The following is a 16,659-nucleotide window of genomic DNA, read 5'->3' as shown; positions in this document are numbered from 1 at the left end:
GGGGGTGGTCCGGGGCGCGGTCACCTCGGCGCGACGGCGCCCGAGTCCGGCGACCGCATGAGTCCGGAGGCGTCGACCGCCTCGAAGTCCGAGCCCTTGAAGCCCTTGAGGGTGTCGAGCTGGGCGTTGTCCCAGGCGGCGTTCTCCTCACCGGAGAGGAACCAGGCCGAGCCGTTGTCCGCCACGATGGCGCCGTACGTCGCGAGTGCCTCGGCCACGGCCTTCGCCTGCGGGGGAAGCCGCGAGGTGTCCACGGAGCTCTTGAGGCGCAACCGCAGGCCCATCGGCGGCAGCGACGGGTCCGCCGCGGAGCCCGCCTGGTGCCGTGCCGGCCAGACGTAGCTCTGGTCCGAGCGGGGCACGGTGATCCGGATCGCGTGGTCGATCCGCCCGCTCGCCGCCTCGTCGGGGCGCACCAGACCGGGGAGGATGGCGAGACCGGCGGCGTCGGCCGAGGTCCACCCGTCGGGGCGCAGCCGGTTGCTCCGCAGGTCGAAGATCGCGCCCGAGCCGGCGTGCCAGGCGTTGTCGCCCTGCGGGTGGGCGTCCCACAGTTCGTAGGACTTGCACAGGGCGCGGTCCCAGACCACGACGTGCCGGTCCCCGTCGCTCGCCGGACCGTTCTCGATCTTGGCATGCTGCGGGATGCGGTAGCCGGAGCTCTCGCTCTCCTCGGCGTAGTCCAGGGTGACCTTCGATTCGGGCACCTGCTGGTCCGAGACCGTGATGGGGATGCCGAAGGGCCGGCCGTCGCTGAGCCCCGACCCGAAGTCCGGGTGCAGGGGTGCCTCGGCACCGATCGACGCGACGTACTGGGCGGAGCGCGGGTGCACGGGAAGCGCGTCCACGGGCGCCCGCCAGAAGCTGTCCGCCGGCGAGGTCGGGCAGGGACCGGTGTCCGGGGCCGGCGCGGGGGCGTATCCGGACAGCAGGCACACGGCGGCGACGGCGGCAGCGGTGGCGGTGTGCGTGGTGGTGGCGTTCTTCCTGGTGGCGGTGCGCTGCGTGGTCATCGGTCCACCTCGCTGGAGACGACGGGCGAGCCCCTTCCAGCGTAGGCAGCCTTCCCGTCGGCGCTACGGCGCGCCGGGGCCCTCCCACGCGGTCCAGAAGCTCTCCGGGTTGACCAGGTAGCGCACGGTGACCCGGGGCAGGTGGCGCACCGCGTGACGGCGGCTGTAGCGGCGCACCAGCTCCCAGTCCTCGCGGGGCAGCACCTCGGGGGTGCGGCGCAGTCGGCTGAAGTGGAGGGAGCGGTTGCGGCGCGCGACGAAGGCGTTGGTGTCCAGGAAGGCCTCGTGGGCGGCGCGCCGGCGGTCGAAGGGCACCGACAGGACGTCCCGCTCGCGGCCGTCGGGCAGCACCCTGCGCAGTGCGGTGTAGACGGCGTCGGGCCCGCCGGGCGGCTCCAGCGCCGCGAGGGCCTGGGCCAGGTGGTCGGGCTCCCAGAGGTTGTCGTCGTCGAGGAAGGCCACGTACCGCGATCGCGTCAGCCGGATCCCGACGTTGCGCACGACGCCGGCCGTCGCCGTGTTGCGGGCGAGCGACACCGCGAACAGCCGTGGGTCTTCAGGCAGTTCGCCAAGGCCCGCGCCGTCGTCGACGACGATGACGACCTGGTCGGTGACGGTCTGGTCCAGCGCCGAGCGGACCGCCGCGCGCAGGGCCTCGGGGCGCCGGTGGGTGGCGATCACGGTGGCGACCAGGGCCGTCGGGGGCCGGCCCAGGGCGGCGCCCAGCCGGGCGGTCTCCGCGTCCTCGAAGGAGCGCAGCCGTACGGCGGTGGGGGCCAGCAGGATCTTGTTCCGGGCCTCGAAGAGGACCAGCCAGCCGAAGGTCCGCTTGAGCAGTTCCCAAGGGGCCCGCGCGATCCGGGACATGGTGGACTCGCCTTCTCAGCCGGTGGGTTGGGGGGTGACGGGCCGGCCGTCGGACATGCGGTTGCCCCGCCACACGTTTCCGGCGCCGCCCGCGTTCCAGGCGGCGACCGGCCCGTAGGCTCCGCCGCCCGGGTGGTACTGGGTGGAGAAGACGTTGTCCGTCACCTCGATGCCGGTGGCGCCGGGCCCGCCGCCGTAGAGGGCGTACGCTCCCCCGGCCAGCCAGTTGCCGTCGACGACGACGGAGGAGACGGCCCCGGTGTCGGCGAACAGGCCCACGGCCGCGGTGGCTCCGCGGTCCACCGGGGTGGAGTTCAGCAGGGTGTTGTGGCGCAGGGTGAGGCGGCCCTGGTTGCCGCCTCCGCTGATGACGGCGTCGGTGTGCTGCCATTCGCCGCCCTGGTTGCGGAAGGCGACGATGTCGTGGACGTAGTTGTCGTGCAGGTCCCCCTGGCCCATGGACAGGGCGTTGCCGAACACCGAGATGTCGCACCAGCCGACCTCGATGGAGCTGCCGCCCATGTTCGAGACCGCGTAGTTCACCCCTCCGTTGTCCGGGCCCTTGCCGGGCACGGCGGTGATGGCGGTGTGCAGGACCTTCAGTCCGCCGAAGCCGGGCCGCAGGTTGATCCCCCACCAGTTGGCCGAGGTGATCCTGCTGTCGATGACGGTGACGTCGTCGGCGTATATGTCCAGGGAGCCGTGGATGTCCCAGCCCTTGATGACGGTGCCGTCCTTCTTGACGGACAGGTTGCCGGTGTCGTGCCGCTCCAGGGCGGTCCGGGGGCCGGTGGTGCTCGCGTCGGGGAATCCGCAGGCCCCGGGCGAGGCGCAGGCGGAGGCGGAGGCGCCCGGCGACGCTTCGCCCGCCCCCTCCGAGGGGGCCGGGGAGGGGGCCGCGGAAGGGGTGCCGGAGGGGCCGGTGGGGCTCGCGGTGGCCGTGGGTCCGGGCGTACCCGTCCCGGGAAGGGTGGCGGACGGGGTCGCGGAGGGCGCGTCCGCGCGCTCGCTCACCCCGGCGGGCCCCGGCAGGCACAGGAGGAGGACGACGGCCGCCAGTACCCCGGTGAGCAGCCGGGCGGCCCGGCGCCCGCGGTCCCGGCTCACGCCCGCGCACCCCGTAGCAGACCGCGCGCGGGCAGCACGCACACCCCGTAGAGGAGGGTCCCGGCGAGTCCGGTCACCAGGAGCGCGAGGACGCCGTCGCCGAGGGCGCGCTCCAGCACGAGGACCGCCGCGGCCATCACCGCTCCGCCCAGGAGGGGCCAGGCGCAGGCCCGTGCGACCGTGCCGAGGCCGACGCCCCCGCGGTGCAGGGCGAGGAGGAACACCGGCACCACGACGGCGCCGGCGACCAGGACGTGGCCCTGGGCCACCCCGACGATCCCGCCGGTACGGGCGCCGGCCACGAGGGCGGGGATCAGGACGAGGAGCCACAGCCCCTGGACCGCGATGAGCGAGCGGCGCCGGCCGATCGCCACGAGGCAGTCGTAGGCCAGTTCGCAGCCGATGCGGACCAGCCCGAGCGCCATCAGCCAGGGCAGCGCGCGGGCGGCGGGCAGCCAGCGCTCGCCGTAGACGAGGTCGACGATCGGCGCGGCGAGGGCGGCCAGCAGGACGCAGAGCGGGACGGTGGCCGTCACCACGACGCCGAGGGCCCGGCCGAAGCCGGCGGCCAGCGCCTGTGGCGAGTCGGCCAGGCGGGAGAATCCCGCGAAGGAGACCCGGCGGGCGGCTTCGGAGATGATGCGGACGGGCCAGCCGGAGATGTTGAAGGCGAGCACGTAGAAGCCGAGGGCCAGCGGGTCCAGGGCCGAACCCACGACCATGGTGTCCACGTTGACGACGCCCAGCGCGAGCATGCTGGCCCCGGCGAGCGGGAGGCCGAACCGCAGCAGCGCCCGGGCCTGTTCGCGGTCCCAGCCGAACCTCAGGGTGCCGGGGGCGGCCAGGGAGCAGCCGATCAGGGCCGCCACGTTGCCGGCGACGGAACCCCAGGCGAAGCTCATGGCGCCCCAGCCGTCGACGGCCAGCAGCAGGGTCACGCCGGTGCTGAGCGTGAAGTTGAGCGCGTCGACCGCCATCCGCCGGCCCTGTGCGAACTCCCGGGTGAGGAAGCCCGCGGGGACCTGGGACAGCCCGTCGAGAACCACGCACAGGCACATCACCCGCAGGACCCCGGAGGCCTCGGGCGAGCCGAGTACGCCGGCCACCGCGGGCGCCGTGGCGAACAGCGCCGCGTACAGGAGGCAGCTGGAGACCGCGCTCAGGGTCAGGACGGTCGGGGCGAAGCGGCGCGGGTCGCCCTCCCAGCGCACGATGGCCAGCGAGACGCCGAGCTCGTTCGCGGAGAGCAGGACCAGCAGGACCGTCTGGGCGATCCCGTACACGCCCCAGGCCTCGGGGCCGAGGAAGAAGCGGGCCAGGACGATGCCGGTGGCGAAGTTGCCGAGCCGCATGACGACCGTGTTGATCAGGCTCCACTTGGCGGCGGAGCCGACCTTGCGTCCCAGCGAGGGCGGCGCCGCAGCGGGCGTGGCCGCGGTGTCCGCCGCGGATCCGGTCACGGCGATCCGGCCACGGCGGAGGCGGCCGGGGCGGAAGCGGCCGGGTGGGACGCGCTCGTCTCCTCCCCGCCGTCGTCCCCCTCGTACGGGCCCGGTACGGCCTCCTCGCCCCCGGCGGGCCGGTGCCGGCCGGGCGTCTGCGGGCGGCGGCGCCGCGCCTCGACGTAGAAGGTGGCCACCACGCTGAGGACGAAGCCGAGCGCGCCCGCCATGACGAGGTACTGGAGCCTGGCCTTGGTCTGCGCCTCCGGCTTCTGCGGAGGGACGATGGTGGCCATGCGGATCATGGCCTCGGGGGCCACCGACTGCTGGGTCTGGAACTCCATCAGCCGTTTCTCCGCGTACGCGGTGAAGATCTCGTCCGACTTCCGGACGGCGGCCGGGTCGGTTCCGGTGACGCTCAGCCACATGAAGGGCCCCTGGGCGTTGTCGGCGATCTTCGCCTCGTGCGTTCCGGTGACGCCCAGGGACGTGAGGTCGGCGACGGAGTCGTCGGAGTTGAGGTTGCGGGCCAGGCCGTCGGCCATGCCCGTGAGCGAGGCCTGGGTGCTCAGGAAGGGGTTGCCGTCGAAGGCCACCGTGGCCTTCTTCGAGTTCAGCAGCGTCACGGTGCTCTGCGACACGTACTGCACCGGGACCAGCAGGTACACACCCGTGGTCAGCGCCGCGGTGAGCAGCAGTCCGGGCAGCAGCACGTACCAGCGTCTGCGCATGACCCGCCAGATCTCGGCGAGATCCATGGTCTTCCCCTTCGCGGTGCGGTGTTACGGGACGAGGTCGGTGGGCCGCGGCCGGGTGCCCGCGGCCGCGCCGCCCAGCAGGACCTCGGCGACGCGGTCGCCGGCGTGGCCGTCCCACAGCGCGGGGCAGCGGGCGGCGGGCGGGTCGTCGAGCACCCGGTGCACGGTGGCCACGATGCGTTCCGGGTCGGTGCCCGCCAGGACGTTGGTGCCCTCCTCGACGGTGACGGGACGCTCGGTGTTCTCCCGCAGGGTCACGCAGGGCACGCCCAGGGCGGTGGTCTCCTCCTGGACGCCCCCGGAGTCGGTGAGCACCAGGCGCGCGGAGTCCTGGAGGGCGATGAAGTCGAGGTAACCGGCGGGCGGCACCAGGCGGACGCCCTCCGGCACGCCCTGTCCGGCCACCCGCTCGGCGCTCCGCGGGTGCACGGGCAGCAGCAGCGGGCAGCGGCCGGCGATCTCACCGAGGGCCTTCAGCAGGCCGCGCAGCGCCGCCGGGTCGTCCACGTTGGCCGGCCGGTGCAGGGTGACCAGGCCGTATCCGCCGCGTGTCAGCCCGTACCGGTCCAGGACGTCCGACCGTCTGGCCCGCTCCAGGTTGGCGAGGAGGGTGTCGATCATGACGTTGCCGACGACGTGGATCTGGTCCTCCCGGTAGCCCTCCGCCCGCAGGTTCGCGGCGGCGTCGGGCGAGGGGGCCAGCAGGTAGTCGCTCACCCGGTCGGTGGCGACCCGGTTGACCTCCTCGGGCATCGTCCAGTCACGGCTGCGCAGCCCGGCCTCCACGTGGGCCAGCAGCGGGCCGGCCTTCGCGGTCACCAGGGCGCAGGCCAGCGTGGAGTTGATGTCGCCGACGACCACGACGGCGTCCGGCGCCAGTTCGTCGAGCAGCGGCTCGAAGGCGGCCATCACCCGCCCGGTCTGCTGGGCGTGGGTGCCCGAGCCGGCGCCGAGGAACCGGTCCGGTGTGCGGATACCGAGGTCGCGGAAGAACACGTCGCTCATGGCGTCGTCGTAGTGCTGGCCGGTGTGGACGAGGACCACCTCGGCGCCCCGGCGCTCCAGTGCGTCCATCACCGGTTTGATCTTCATGTAGTTGGGCCGCGCTCCGGCCACGCAGACGATCCTGGTCATGGGCTCAGAGCACCTCCACCATGGGGCCGGTCATCCGGTTGCGGCAGTCGAGGACGAACGCCGCGTGCTCGGTGACCATCTGGTAGTCGAAGGAGTCGTGGTCGGTGAGCAGGACGACCACGTCGGCGGCGGCGAGCTCCTTGCGCGTGGGCTCCACGCGGACGAGGCGCGCGTCCACGGTGACGTCCTCCACCACGTGGGGGTCGGCCGCGCGCACCTTGGCCCCCATGTCGAGGAGCAGCTGGGAGATGCGCACCGCGGGCGACTCGCGGGCGTCGCCGGTGTTCTTCTTGTAGGCCAGACCGAGCAGCAGGACCCGGGAGCCGTTGACCGAGCGGCGCTTGCCGTTGAGCGCGTCGATGACGCGGCGCGTCACGTACTCGGGCATGTGGCTGTTGATGTCGTTGGCCAGCTCGACGAAGCGGAAGCTCTGGCCGAGCTCGCGCTGGACCCGCCAGGACAGGTAGGAGGGGTCGATGGGCAGGCAGTGGCCGCCGACCCCGGGGCCGGGCGTGAACTTCATGAAGCCGAAGGGCTTGCTGGACGCCGCCTCGATGGCCTGCCACACGTCGATGTCGAGGTGGCGGGCGAACATCGCTATCTCGTTGACCAGCGCGATGTTCACGTGCCGGAAGGTGTTCTCCAGCAGCTTGGCCAGCTCGGCCTCCTTCGGCGAGCGCACCGGCACCGTGGTGTCGACGAGCTCTCCGTAGAAGGCCTCGACGGCCTTCAGCGAGCCGGCGTCGATGCCGGAGACGACCTTGGGGGTCTGCTGGAAGCCCCAGACGGTGTTCCCCGGGTCGATGCGCTCCGGGCTGTAGCCGAGGTGGAAGTCGGCGCCGGCGGTGAGCCCCGAGCCGTCCTCCAGGATCGGCGCGAACAGTTCCTCGGTGGTGCCGGGATAGGTGGTGGACTCCAGCACCACCGTGGCGCCGGGGCGCAGGAACCGGGCGAGGGTGCGCGCCGACTCCTCGATGTAGCGCAGGTCGGGAGCGCCCTCCTGCAAGGGCGTGGGTACGGTGACCACCGCCACGTCGAAGCCGCCGCAGTCCCGGGCCAGTTCGCTGGGCCGGTAACTGCCGTTGGCCAGCGCGCGGCCCAGCCGCTCGCTGGAGACGTCCTCCACGTACGACTCGCCGGCGGCGAGGCTCTTGACCCGCCGGGCGTCCACGTCGTACCCGATCACCTGGTGTCCGACCTCGGCGGCCCGGACGGCCAGCGGCAGTCCGACGTAGCCCTGTCCCACGACGACGACACGCATCAGTGACTCCTGTTCGCGGAACCGGCGGACGGGGTGCGGTGGATGAGCTCTTTGACCGTCATGAGGAGGAAGGCGGCGTTGGTGGTGAGGTAGCGCTTGCCGAGCCGGCGCGGCTCCTGGAGGGTGCGGTAGAACCATTCGAGTCCCATCCGCTGCCAGACCAGGGGAGCCCGCTTGGTGATGCCGGCGAGGATGTCGAAGGAGCCGCCGACGCCGTGGACCACGTGGGCGCCGGTGCGCTTGCCGTAGCCGGCGGTGAAGATCTCCTTCTTCGGCGAGGTCATGCCGAGGAAGAGCAGCCGGGCGCCGCTGCCGGCGATGGCGTCGGCGATGGGCTCCTGGTCGCGGTCGGCGAAGTAGCCGTTGCGGCTGCCGGCCACCCGCAGCCGGGGGAAGCGTGCGGAGATCTGGCGGAGCATCATCTCCAGGACGCTCTGTTCGGCGCCGAGCAGGTAGACGGGGATGTCCGCCACCTCGGCCGCGGCGAGCAGCCGCATGAACAGGTCGATGCCCGCGACCCGTTCGGGCAGCCGGACGCCCAGGATCCGGCCGGCCCAGACCACCGCCTGGCCGTCGGCCAGGACGAGGTCGCAGCCGGCGACCGCCTCGGCGAGACGCGGGTCGCGCCGCATGTTGACCAGCTTGGCGGCGTTGACCATGCCGATCTCGATCTGTTCCCCGCGCCGCACCGCGTCCAGGCAGCGCTGCACGGTCTCGTCCATGGTGAGGGCGTCGAGCGACACCCCGAAGAGGCAGGGCCGTCGCGTCATCGCGCCAGCCCCCCGAGCCAGGCGAACAGGAGCCAGCCGAACTCGTACGGACGGCATTCGCGGTCCACCGAGCCGGGCCGGAACAGCAGGTCCAGGGGTGCGAGGCGGGCCCGCGGGGCCACCTTGGCGGTGAGCCCGCGGGCGGCACGCACGGCCTTCCTCGGATCGCCCCGGTAGACCTTGCGCCAGGTGACGCCGTGGTCCTCGCGGATCATCGGCTCGCGCGGGGCCCCGGTGGGCCCGGCGAGTTCGGGTACGTCCGTCATCCAGCGCAGCCCCCGGCGGATCGCCGGGCCGAAGTCCGTGCCGCCCGCCTCGGCCAGGTCGAACAGGGCGGTCGGGGCCATCGCGTGCTGGTGGACGCTGTAGACGGGGTAGCCCTCCACCACGGTGCCGCGGCGGGCGTCGTAGTGCCACCACCACTGGCCGCCGTCGCCCTGCAGGGCGCAGATGCGGGCGGCGCAGGCGTCGGCGGCCGCGAGGGCCTGCGGGTCGTCGCCGCTCGCGTGCAGCCGGGCCAGTGCCTGCAGCGGATACGTCTGGTCGGCGAAGCAGGCCACGTGGTCGCGGTACCGGGGCACCAGCCCGGGCCCGGTGGCGTGCGCGAAGAGGGGGCCGGTGGCTCTGGCCGCCAGCAGCCGCCGGCGGGCGAGCGCGATGCGGTCCTCCACGTCCCCGCAGGCGCGCGCGGCCACGAGGGCGGAGAGCACCCAGGCCGCCTCGACCGTGTACCGCGGACGCCCGGGCGCGTCCAGCGCGGCCATCCGGTCCAGGGCGTCGGAGAGCTTGGGGTGGGCGGTCTCGGCGGCGGCCCAGGCGATCAGCGCCGCGTCACCGAGGTTCACCACCCCCGCCAGCCGCTCCACGAGCAGCCCCGCGAACTCCTGGGCGCTGCGCCCGCCGAACAGGGCGCGCTGGCGTTCCTCGGGCAGGAACCGGGCCCCGAGGGCGGTGATGGCCGCGTACCGGGTGCTCGTGCCCCGCTGCTCCAGGCGGCGGCTTCCGTCGGGGGAGACCGTCCCGGCCCGGGTGAACACGAAGGTCTCGGCGTCGGGCAGGTACATCTCGGGCAGCCCCGCCTCGGCCAGGGCGAGCAGCCGCTCGGCGAGGGCGTGCAGCGGCAGGTCCGCTTCCGCCAGGGCGGATAATCGTGCGGTCGTCATCGGGTCCCCACCCCGGCCTCCCGGGTACGGCACGCACCCCGTGCGTCCGAGTTGTGCGGCTCCATCACGGCTACCCCCTCTGATCGCTCCTCGGACGGACCTGGCGGTCGTCGCCCGACGGAGGGGAACTGCGCGTGACGGCGCCCGCGCCCGCGGCGTCCTCACGCCGGGTGACACGAGCCGTCCGAGGCCGCCACTGGACCCCCCAGCGATGCCGCGGACCGGGGCACGCACGTGCGCGAACGTGTCGGCGAGCACGGTGAACCCGCGCCGCACGGCATGGCCCGCGGTGCCCTCGTCGTACACAACCCCCCACCGAACACGGCCTGTTGCCAGCTCAGATCCCGTGTGCAGGGACACGGTATGCCCACGGATGTTCGTTGATTGTGGTTTTGAGGAAATGCCGGTGCCCGAATATCTCCGGCATTGCGTCAGGTGCGTTCGGTGAGCCCGCCGTCCCTCTCGTCGTGCAGCGTTCCGGTGCGCGGGCACCGCCAGACCCCCGGCTCGTCACCGCTCTCCACCAGGCGTACCCCGGCCCGGCCCACCCAGCCGATCCGCCGGGCCGGCACCCCCGCCACCAGCGCGAAGTCCGGGACGTCCCGCGACACCACCGCGCCCGCCGCGACCAGGGCCCAGCGCCCGACGCGCACCCCGGCCACGCACACCGAACGGGCCCCCAGGGAGGCCCCCTCGGCGACCACGACCCCGGCGGCCTCCCAGTCGCCGTCGCGCTTCAGCCGCCCGTCCGGGTCGACCGCGCGGGGGTAGAAGTCGTTGGTGAGCACCGCCGCCGGGCCGATGAAGACTCCGTCGCCCAGTTCGGCGGGCTCGTAGACCAGTGCGTAGTTCTGCAGCTTGACGTGGTCGCCGATGCGCACACCGGGCCCCACGTACGCCCCGCGCCCCACGATGCAGCCCCGCCCCAGCCGGGCGTCCTCCCGTATCTGCGCCAGGTCCCAGACCGTGGTCCCCTCACCGAGCTCGGCGCTCTCGTCGACCTGGGAGGAGGGTTGGATGCGGACACTCACGACGCGGTCCCCTTACGGTGCGCAAGGCGTGCGGATGCACGGGTGTATGGGTGTACGGGTGTACGGGGTGCTGGAGTACGAAGCGAGCATAGGGGCCCGCGGCCCACCCCACCTCTGGATCAACCGACTCCGCGCGCAGCGTACTTGGGGCGACGGCGGGTGAGCGTCCGCGCCCGCCGCGGGCCCGAATGGGCACGTTGCCGTGCGAGAAGTGGTGAAACCCGATCGCCTGTGGGGCGTTAGACGGTCGGGCCGATCACGGCCCGCTGTGCGGACGAGAGTGGGAGGAGCACGATGACGAACCCGAGGCCGGCCGGACGCGGCCGGATGAAGCTGGCTGCCCGGTGCCGGGTGGCCACGGAGGCGCCCGCCTTCGGGTTGGTCGTCTTCTGCGCGATCCTGTTCAACGCGGCGCTGATGGGCGCCGAGACCTACAGCGGGCTCGCCCACGACCACCAGCAGCTGCTGAGGGCCGCGGAGGACTGCTGCCTGGCCCTGTTCACGCTGGAGATGCTGCTGCGCCTCGGCGCCTTCGCGGACCGGCCGAAAGCATTCTTCCGCGACCCGTGGAACCTCTTCGACCTCGCGGTCGTGGCCTCGGCCTTCCTCCCGCTCGTTCGCGAGAACGCGACCCTGCTGCGGCTGCTGCGGCTGGCCCGGGTCCTGCGCACCGCCCGCTTCCTGCCGCACCTGCGGATCCTGCTGATCGCCGTCGGCCGCAGCCTGCCGGGCACGGCCAGCTTCCTGTTCGTCGGCGCGCTGGTCCTGTACGTGTACGCCATGATCGGCTGGGTCTGCTTCGCCGGCTCCGACCCCGGGCACTACGGCTCGGTGGGCCGCGCCATGCTCACCCTGTTCCTGCTCACCACCCTCGACGGCCTGACCGACGCCGTCCGCGCCGGACTGGAGATCTCCCGGCTCAGCATCCTCTACTACGCCTCGTACGCGCTGCTCGCCTCCTTCGTCCTGGTGAACGTGCTCATCGGGGTGGTCCTCAACTCCCTGGACGAGGCGCGCGAGATCGAGGAGGCGGCCGACCGGAACCCCAAGCGGCCCGGCTCCCCCACCGCGGGCCCCGCTCACGGCCCCGGCCCCGGCCCCGATGCGGGAACCGCAGACGTGAAGGAGCGGATCGCGACCGCCCGCCGCGCCCTGGACGAGATCGAGGCGGGACTCGACGCCGCCGACGGCCGTCCGCCGCGGCGGCTGGAGGCCTCGCACAGCGGGCCGTAACGGGGCCCCGGGGGCATGGTCAGGCCCCGCCGGGGTCCGCCAGCGTGATGTCCCAGGCGCCGGACGAGCGACCGTGCACGATCCAGCGGTCGGCCGCGTCGCCGAACGGCGTCCCGGCCCCGGCCCCGGACCCCAGGCGCACGGCCTCGAACCGCGCCGGCGCCCGGAACCGCGCGTGGCGCAGACTCACCGGCCCCCCGAACGAGACGTCGCGTGCCACCACCTCCCGGTCCCACCTCGCATGCGCGAAGGACACGGCGGCGGAGAACGCCGCCGTGTCCAGTGCGACCGGCCCTTCGAAGACCGTGAGGGTGAAGTCCGCCGGCCCCGTGGCCCGGATCCCGGTGAGGTCCGCCTCCGCCTCGAACACCGCTCGCGCGAAGGAGGCGTCCTCCGTGAAGACGGCCCACGCGTACCCGGCGCCGTCGCCGAAGCGCGCCCGCCGGAAGGAGGCGCTCCGATGAAACAGGCTCCGTTCGAAGGTGGCGCCCCGCCGGAACACCGCGTCGTCGAAGGAGGCCGCTCCTCCGAACGACACCTCTTCGAACTCCGCCCGTCCCTCGAAGACCGCGCACTGAAAGGAGCTGCGGCCACTGAACGTGGATCGCACGTCCGGCCAGTCGTCCACGAAACGCGCGTGGTCGAAGGCGGCCTCGCCCAGCAGGACGCGTCCCGACTCGTGCTCCTTCAAGGCTTCCAGGACCTCGCCGAGCAGCCCGTCCTCGAAGGTGGTGCCCCGCAGGTCCACCCTCGGCAGGTGCCTCAGCGTCCTGAGGTAGGCGCTGCGCTCCGGGCCCTCCACATGGGCGAGGCACCGGTCGTGGCCGGTCAGCCGGATGCCGGTGCACCCCGCCGGATCGGCCTGCGGGACGTCAAGGCCGCAGGTCGGCCAGCTGACGCCCTCGTCCAGGCGTCCGGCGGCCTCCATCAGGGCGCGTCCGAGGCGCGCGAAGTCGCCGTCGAAGAACCAGGCCTGCGATCCCAGGGGGCTCAGCGCGCCGGGCGACAGCAGCGCGTCGAGGTCCCCGCCGAGGTGGCGGGAGAGCGCGAGGAGGGGTGAGCGGGACCTCTCGGACCGCCGGCCGGCCTCCACGAACTGCGGGTGCTCGACGAGCCGGACGGCCTCCGCCGCTCCGGTCGCCACGCCGACGCCGAGAGGGGGCTGCAGCCCCTCCGTCCGCCGGTCGCCCGACGCGGCCCACGCGCCGGGCAGTTCGGACAGCAGCCGGCCCGCCTTGGCCAGGGCGCCGGGCGCGTCCAGCAGCACGAGGACCGGTCCGCCCTCCCCACCGGTCAGCTCCCCGGCCACCCGGGCGTCCCCCATGAGCCGTGTCAGCACGTGGACCACCTCCTGGTCCGGCGAGCCGCCGATCGGGTACGCGCCGCCGTCACCGGGCTGCAGCGCCAGGCACACCTCCCGTACCGCGCCCCCGGAGGCGGACCCGGCGGCCGCCGTCAGGTGTGCCCGCGCGTGGTCGGCCAGGGCCGCGCGGAAGCCCGGCTGGTCCAGGAGGGCGGGGCCCGACAGGAACACCATGCGGTCCGGCCAGACCCCGTGGACGACGCCGGTCAGCCGCCCGTCGGCCGAGACGGGGCCGCCACGGTAGTGCGTCCAGCTCTCGGGCTCGGCGGAGAGCCGCACCAGCTCGCCGTTGCGGGCCCCCTCGTACGGGACCACCTCGCCGGTGAGCGCGACCGGCTCCCCCTGGTCCGTGCGGCCGTCGACGCGGAGCCGGACGGCGCCCGCGCCGGGCTCGTCCGTCGACCAGGCGAGGGGCTCGGACCAGAACGCCGGATCCCGGTCCGGACCCCGCTCCACCAGGTCCTCGTCGGCGAGCAGCAGGAACACCCGGGGCGCCGCGTCGTCCCACCACACCGGGCGGCAGGGCACCTCCCGGTCACCGGCCCGCACCCAGGCGACCGTCGACCGGGAGAGCGCCGCGTCGCCGACGGTGAGCACCAGCCGCGGTGTCAGCAGGGTGCCCACCTCCTGCGGTTCCGGCAGGGTGTCGTAGCGGACCCGTACGACGCGCTCGCGCAGGCCGGGCTCCGGCAGGTCGTGCGGCTGCGGCTTCGCCGCAAAGGGCAGGGCCCCGTCGGGTACCCGGCGGCGGCCGTCCCGTCGCCCAGTGACCCGGGTCGCGGAGAAGTCCGGGCCGGGGCCCCGGTTGCGGGACATGAACTCCCAGACGCGCCGGCGCACCAGTTCCCGTACGGCGGCCACGTCCCCGCGCAGCTGCGAGCCGAGCAGGGCCTCCCGTACGCCGGGCAGGAACGCGAACTCCACGCTCTCGGGGTCCTGTCCGGCCCCCCACGGCTCGAACAGCCCGCCCAGGGCGACCTCCGCCAGGTGGCCGTGTTCGGAGTCGCGCAGCAGGGAGCGCCGGACCAGGGTCATCACCGGCAGGGTCAGCGGTACGGCGGCCAGGTGGGCGGCGAGCTGCTGCGCGGTCGGGGAGGCGTGGGCGCGGAAGTGTTCCACGGCCTCCAGTGCGCTGCGGGCGCCGCCGCCCGGGGCGGGCTCGCCCGGGCGGCTCGCGGACTTCGCGCTCACGGACCCCGGCTCCGCGTCCAGGCGCAGGCAGGCCAGCCGCCGCCACCGGCCGTCCCCGGATACCACGCGCACCAGCCGGGCCAGGCTGCCCGGGGCGACGCCGACCACCGGGACCACCGCCGCGGCGGCGCGGCGGCGGCGGCCGGGGCGGGCGCGGCGGACGGCCGGCACCTGCTGCCAGGAGCGGGTGGCGGCCGCCGGCCGGTCGGCGCGGACGGCGAAGGGCACCGGCCGTACGGCGCCGCGGGTCCAGAGCCGTTCGGGCAGCACGTTCAGGACGGCCACGGCGTTGTGCGCGCACCAGTGCCGGAGCACGCCCTGCACGGGCGCCTCGCGCCAGCCCTCCGCCACGGTGTCGGACACGACGAGGATCAGCCGGCGGCCCGCCGGGTCGGCCAGTTCGAGGGGGTTGCGGGGCGGGCCGCCGCGGCCGCGGGTGACCATCGGGGTGGCGCCGGAACCGGTGCCCGTCAGCTGCCAGGTACGGACGTCGCGGAAGACCCCGCTACGGGTGAACACGCGGCGCAGCTCGTCCACGAGGTCCGCCCAGAGCAGCATCGAGTGGTGCGTGTCGACGACGAGCGCCAGGTCCAGCCAGCGGCTCTCGGCGGGGCGCAGGACCGGGGTCACCACCATGCGCTCGATGCTGCGTTCCACGGTGAGCTGCTCGTCCAGCTCCTCTCCGGGGCCGCCGATGGAACGCCGGCCGACGGGGCGCAGGGAGCGCATCAGGGCGAGCGGGTCGTCGAGGGAGGCGGCCCGGGGCAGCCGCAGCGGTGTGCCCCGCAGTCCCGTGGCGGGGCCGCCGGGGTCGGCCGGGATCGCGGTGGGCTCGCGTACGGTGGCCGGGAAGAGCCGTACGGCGCCCTCGCCCCCCGCGGGGTCACCGGGCGCGGGCGAGTCGTCGGGGGCCGGACCGGCCTCGGGCGACGCCGCTCCGGGTTCGGGCTCCGGTGGCCGCTCGCCCGCGGGGCCGGTGGCGGGCGTGCCCGGCGCGGCGGCCTCGCGGCCCGCGTCGACCCGGGCCGCCAGCCACAGGATGTCGGCGATCTCCTCCGCCCCGATCCCGGGGTTCGGGCCGCTGTCGTCGGCGCCGTCGGCGAAGGCGGCGAGCAGCTGCTCGATCACACCGAGGGCCCGTTCAGGTGCTGCATGACGGTGGCCAGGAACCGGTCGCGGTCGCCGGGCGCCGACCAGGCGCCGGCGAGGCGGAGCTGGATGGCGTTCAGGAGCTGGTCGGTGGCCAGGTCCCCGTCCTCGGCGCGGTCGAGGAAGCTGCGGACGAGTTCCTGGTACTCCGTACTGTCCTCGATGTCGACGCCGAGCCGGCGGCGCACGATGCGGGCCAGCTTCTCCGGACCGGGCGGCTCCAGGTGGAGGCGGACGCAGCGGCGCAGGAAGGCCGGCGGGAAGTCGCGCTCGCCGTTGCTGGTGAGGACGACGACGGGGAAGTACCGGCACTGGACGCGGCCTTGGGTGATCCGGACGGCCGCGTCGGGGTCGTCGTCGGTGCCGATGGCGACGGTCGGGTCCTCCTGGGCGAGGCGGGCCAGCTCGGGGATGACGAAACCGCCGTCCTCGAAGACGGTGAGGAGGTCGCCCGGGAGGTCGATGTCGCTCTTGTCGATCTCGTCGACGAGCAGCACGCGGGGCCGGTCCTGCGCGAGCAGGGCGGTGCCGAGCGGCCCGAGGCGCAGGTAGCGGGAGATCGAGGGTGCGGGGGCGGGGGCGGCGCCGGGGACGGTGCCGGAGGGTGCGACGGGGAGGGTGCCGGTGGGACCGCCGGGGACGGTGCCGGACGGTGCGCCGGCGGCGCCCGGGGTGCGCAGCTGCTCCAGCCCGGCCTCCTGGAGCCGCCCGATCGCGTCGTACAGGTACAGCCCGTCCCGCAGGACGGTCCGGCTGGTGATCGGCCAGTGCAGTACGGGTCCCAGGCCCAGGTCCGCCGCGATGCTGTAGGCGAGCGTGGACTTGCCGACGCCCGGCCGCCCGGTGATCAGCAGCGGCCGGCGCAGGTGCAGGGCGGTGTTCACCACGTCCTTCTCCGGCTCGTCGGGTACGTAGCCCTCGCCGCGCCGCCAGGTGCGCTCCCAGGCCGGCCCCTCGCAGCCGGGGGGCGTGTACCCGGGGTCGGGGGTGCCGGTGAAGTCCCGCCAGGGCGGCGGGGATCCGGCCTCCAGGCGTGCGCGCCGGTCCGCGCCCTCACCGGCCCCTCGGTACAGCCACCAGTCCTTCGCCACTGCCTGTGCCTCCATCATCGGTGTTGCCGTCCGTCACGGATCGGGGGTCGGGGGTGGGGGTCGGGGGTCGTCGGCAGGTCGGGGGC

Annotated in this window: 13 protein-coding genes; 1 reads left to right on the top strand and 12 read right to left on the bottom strand. The window is 74.3% G+C overall.

Annotation, left to right across the window (positions count from 1 at the left end):
- Nucleotides 1–20 precede the first annotated feature (20 nt).
- From ACF059_RS10210 to ACF059_RS10165, 10 genes are all read right to left on the bottom strand, one after another.
- Nucleotides 21–1,013 (bottom strand): hypothetical protein, encoded by a 993-nt coding sequence (locus ACF059_RS10210; RefSeq protein ID WP_392054109.1) that lies wholly within the window; start codon nucleotides 1,011–1,013, stop codon nucleotides 21–23.
- Between the two features lie 63 nt (nucleotides 1,014–1,076).
- Complete coding sequence (locus tag ACF059_RS10205) at nucleotides 1,077–1,880, bottom strand: glycosyltransferase family 2 protein (protein WP_392054106.1); 804 nt, start codon at nucleotides 1,878–1,880, stop codon at nucleotides 1,077–1,079.
- Between the two features lie 15 nt (nucleotides 1,881–1,895).
- Nucleotides 1,896–2,987 (bottom strand): hypothetical protein, encoded by a 1,092-nt coding sequence (locus ACF059_RS10200; protein ID WP_392054103.1) that lies wholly within the window; start codon nucleotides 2,985–2,987, stop codon nucleotides 1,896–1,898.
- Nucleotides 2,984–4,447 carry an oligosaccharide flippase family protein gene (locus ACF059_RS10195; protein ID WP_392054100.1) on the bottom strand — a complete coding sequence of 488 codons (1,464 nt, stop codon included), beginning with the start codon at nucleotides 4,445–4,447 and terminating at the stop codon, nucleotides 2,984–2,986. The genes ACF059_RS10200 and ACF059_RS10195 overlap by 4 nt, the downstream gene beginning before the upstream one ends.
- Nucleotides 4,444–5,187 (bottom strand): chain length determinant protein, encoded by a 744-nt coding sequence (locus ACF059_RS10190; RefSeq protein WP_392054097.1) that lies wholly within the window; start codon nucleotides 5,185–5,187, stop codon nucleotides 4,444–4,446. Before ACF059_RS10190 ends, ACF059_RS10195 begins: the two co-directional genes overlap by 4 nt.
- Nucleotides 5,188–5,211: 24 nt before the next feature.
- Entirely contained in the window at nucleotides 5,212–6,321 is a 1,110-nt protein-coding gene (wecB, locus tag ACF059_RS10185) for a non-hydrolyzing UDP-N-acetylglucosamine 2-epimerase (RefSeq protein ID WP_392054094.1), read from the bottom strand.
- A 4-nt stretch (nucleotides 6,322–6,325) separates the two neighbouring features.
- Nucleotides 6,326–7,582, bottom strand: coding sequence for a nucleotide sugar dehydrogenase (locus ACF059_RS10180; protein ID WP_392054091.1), 1,257 nt, complete (start codon nucleotides 7,580–7,582; stop codon nucleotides 6,326–6,328).
- Nucleotides 7,582–8,352 (bottom strand): WecB/TagA/CpsF family glycosyltransferase, encoded by a 771-nt coding sequence (locus ACF059_RS10175; RefSeq protein ID WP_392054088.1) that lies wholly within the window; start codon nucleotides 8,350–8,352, stop codon nucleotides 7,582–7,584. Before ACF059_RS10175 ends, ACF059_RS10180 begins: the two co-directional genes overlap by 1 nt.
- Nucleotides 8,349–9,515 (bottom strand): hypothetical protein, encoded by a 1,167-nt coding sequence (locus tag ACF059_RS10170; protein ID WP_392054085.1) that lies wholly within the window; start codon nucleotides 9,513–9,515, stop codon nucleotides 8,349–8,351. Before ACF059_RS10170 ends, ACF059_RS10175 begins: the two co-directional genes overlap by 4 nt.
- A gap of 431 nt (nucleotides 9,516–9,946) precedes the next feature.
- Nucleotides 9,947–10,546 (bottom strand): acyltransferase, encoded by a 600-nt coding sequence (locus ACF059_RS10165; protein WP_392054082.1) that lies wholly within the window; start codon nucleotides 10,544–10,546, stop codon nucleotides 9,947–9,949.
- 294 nt (nucleotides 10,547–10,840) lie between these two features.
- Here ACF059_RS10165 and ACF059_RS10160 point away from each other — a divergent pair, with 294 nt between their 5' ends.
- Complete coding sequence (locus ACF059_RS10160; protein WP_392054079.1) at nucleotides 10,841–11,779, top strand: ion transporter; 939 nt, start codon at nucleotides 10,841–10,843, stop codon at nucleotides 11,777–11,779.
- Between the two features lie 19 nt (nucleotides 11,780–11,798).
- Here ACF059_RS10160 and ACF059_RS10155 read toward each other — a convergent pair whose 3' ends face one another.
- Together ACF059_RS10155 and ACF059_RS10150 are read right to left on the bottom strand one after the other, a co-directional pair.
- Nucleotides 11,799–15,461 (bottom strand): SAV_2336 N-terminal domain-related protein, encoded by a 3,663-nt coding sequence (locus ACF059_RS10155; RefSeq protein ID WP_392054076.1) that lies wholly within the window; start codon nucleotides 15,459–15,461, stop codon nucleotides 11,799–11,801.
- Nucleotides 15,458–16,591, bottom strand: a complete 1,134-nt coding sequence (locus tag ACF059_RS10150) for an AAA family ATPase (RefSeq protein ID WP_392054073.1) — start codon at nucleotides 16,589–16,591, stop codon at nucleotides 15,458–15,460. Before ACF059_RS10150 ends, ACF059_RS10155 begins: the two co-directional genes overlap by 4 nt.
- Nucleotides 16,592–16,659: the final 68 nt, after the last annotated feature.

The sequence above is a fragment of the Streptomyces sp. NPDC016562 genome, from assembly GCF_043076955.1.
GTDB lineage: Bacteria > Actinomycetota > Actinomycetes > Streptomycetales > Streptomycetaceae > Streptomyces.
Note: the sequence above shows the minus strand (reverse complement) of the source record. Positions and strands in the feature narration are given on the sequence as shown.

What these genes read in the sequence shown, in the direction of transcription:
- ACF059_RS10210 (WP_392054109.1), bottom strand. Translation starts at nt 1,013, where the DNA reads ATGACCACGCAGCGCACCGCCACCAGGAAGAACGCCACCACCACGCAC.
- ACF059_RS10160 (WP_392054079.1), top strand. Translation starts at nt 10,841, where the DNA reads ATGACGAACCCGAGGCCGGCCGGACGCGGCCGGATGAAGCTGGCTGCC.
- ACF059_RS10170 (WP_392054085.1), bottom strand. Translation starts at nt 9,515, where the DNA reads ATGACGACCGCACGATTATCCGCCCTGGCGGAAGCGGACCTGCCGCTG.
- ACF059_RS10190 (WP_392054097.1), bottom strand. Translation starts at nt 5,187, where the DNA reads ATGGATCTCGCCGAGATCTGGCGGGTCATGCGCAGACGCTGGTACGTG.
- wecB (WP_392054094.1), bottom strand. Translation starts at nt 6,321, where the DNA reads ATGACCAGGATCGTCTGCGTGGCCGGAGCGCGGCCCAACTACATGAAG.
- ACF059_RS10205 (WP_392054106.1), bottom strand. Translation starts at nt 1,880, where the DNA reads ATGTCCCGGATCGCGCGGGCCCCTTGGGAACTGCTCAAGCGGACCTTC.
- ACF059_RS10150 (WP_392054073.1), bottom strand. Translation starts at nt 16,591, where the DNA reads ATGATGGAGGCACAGGCAGTGGCGAAGGACTGGTGGCTGTACCGAGGG.
- ACF059_RS10180 (WP_392054091.1), bottom strand. Translation starts at nt 7,582, where the DNA reads ATGCGTGTCGTCGTCGTGGGACAGGGCTACGTCGGACTGCCGCTGGCC.
- ACF059_RS10175 (WP_392054088.1), bottom strand. Translation starts at nt 8,352, where the DNA reads ATGACGCGACGGCCCTGCCTCTTCGGGGTGTCGCTCGACGCCCTCACC.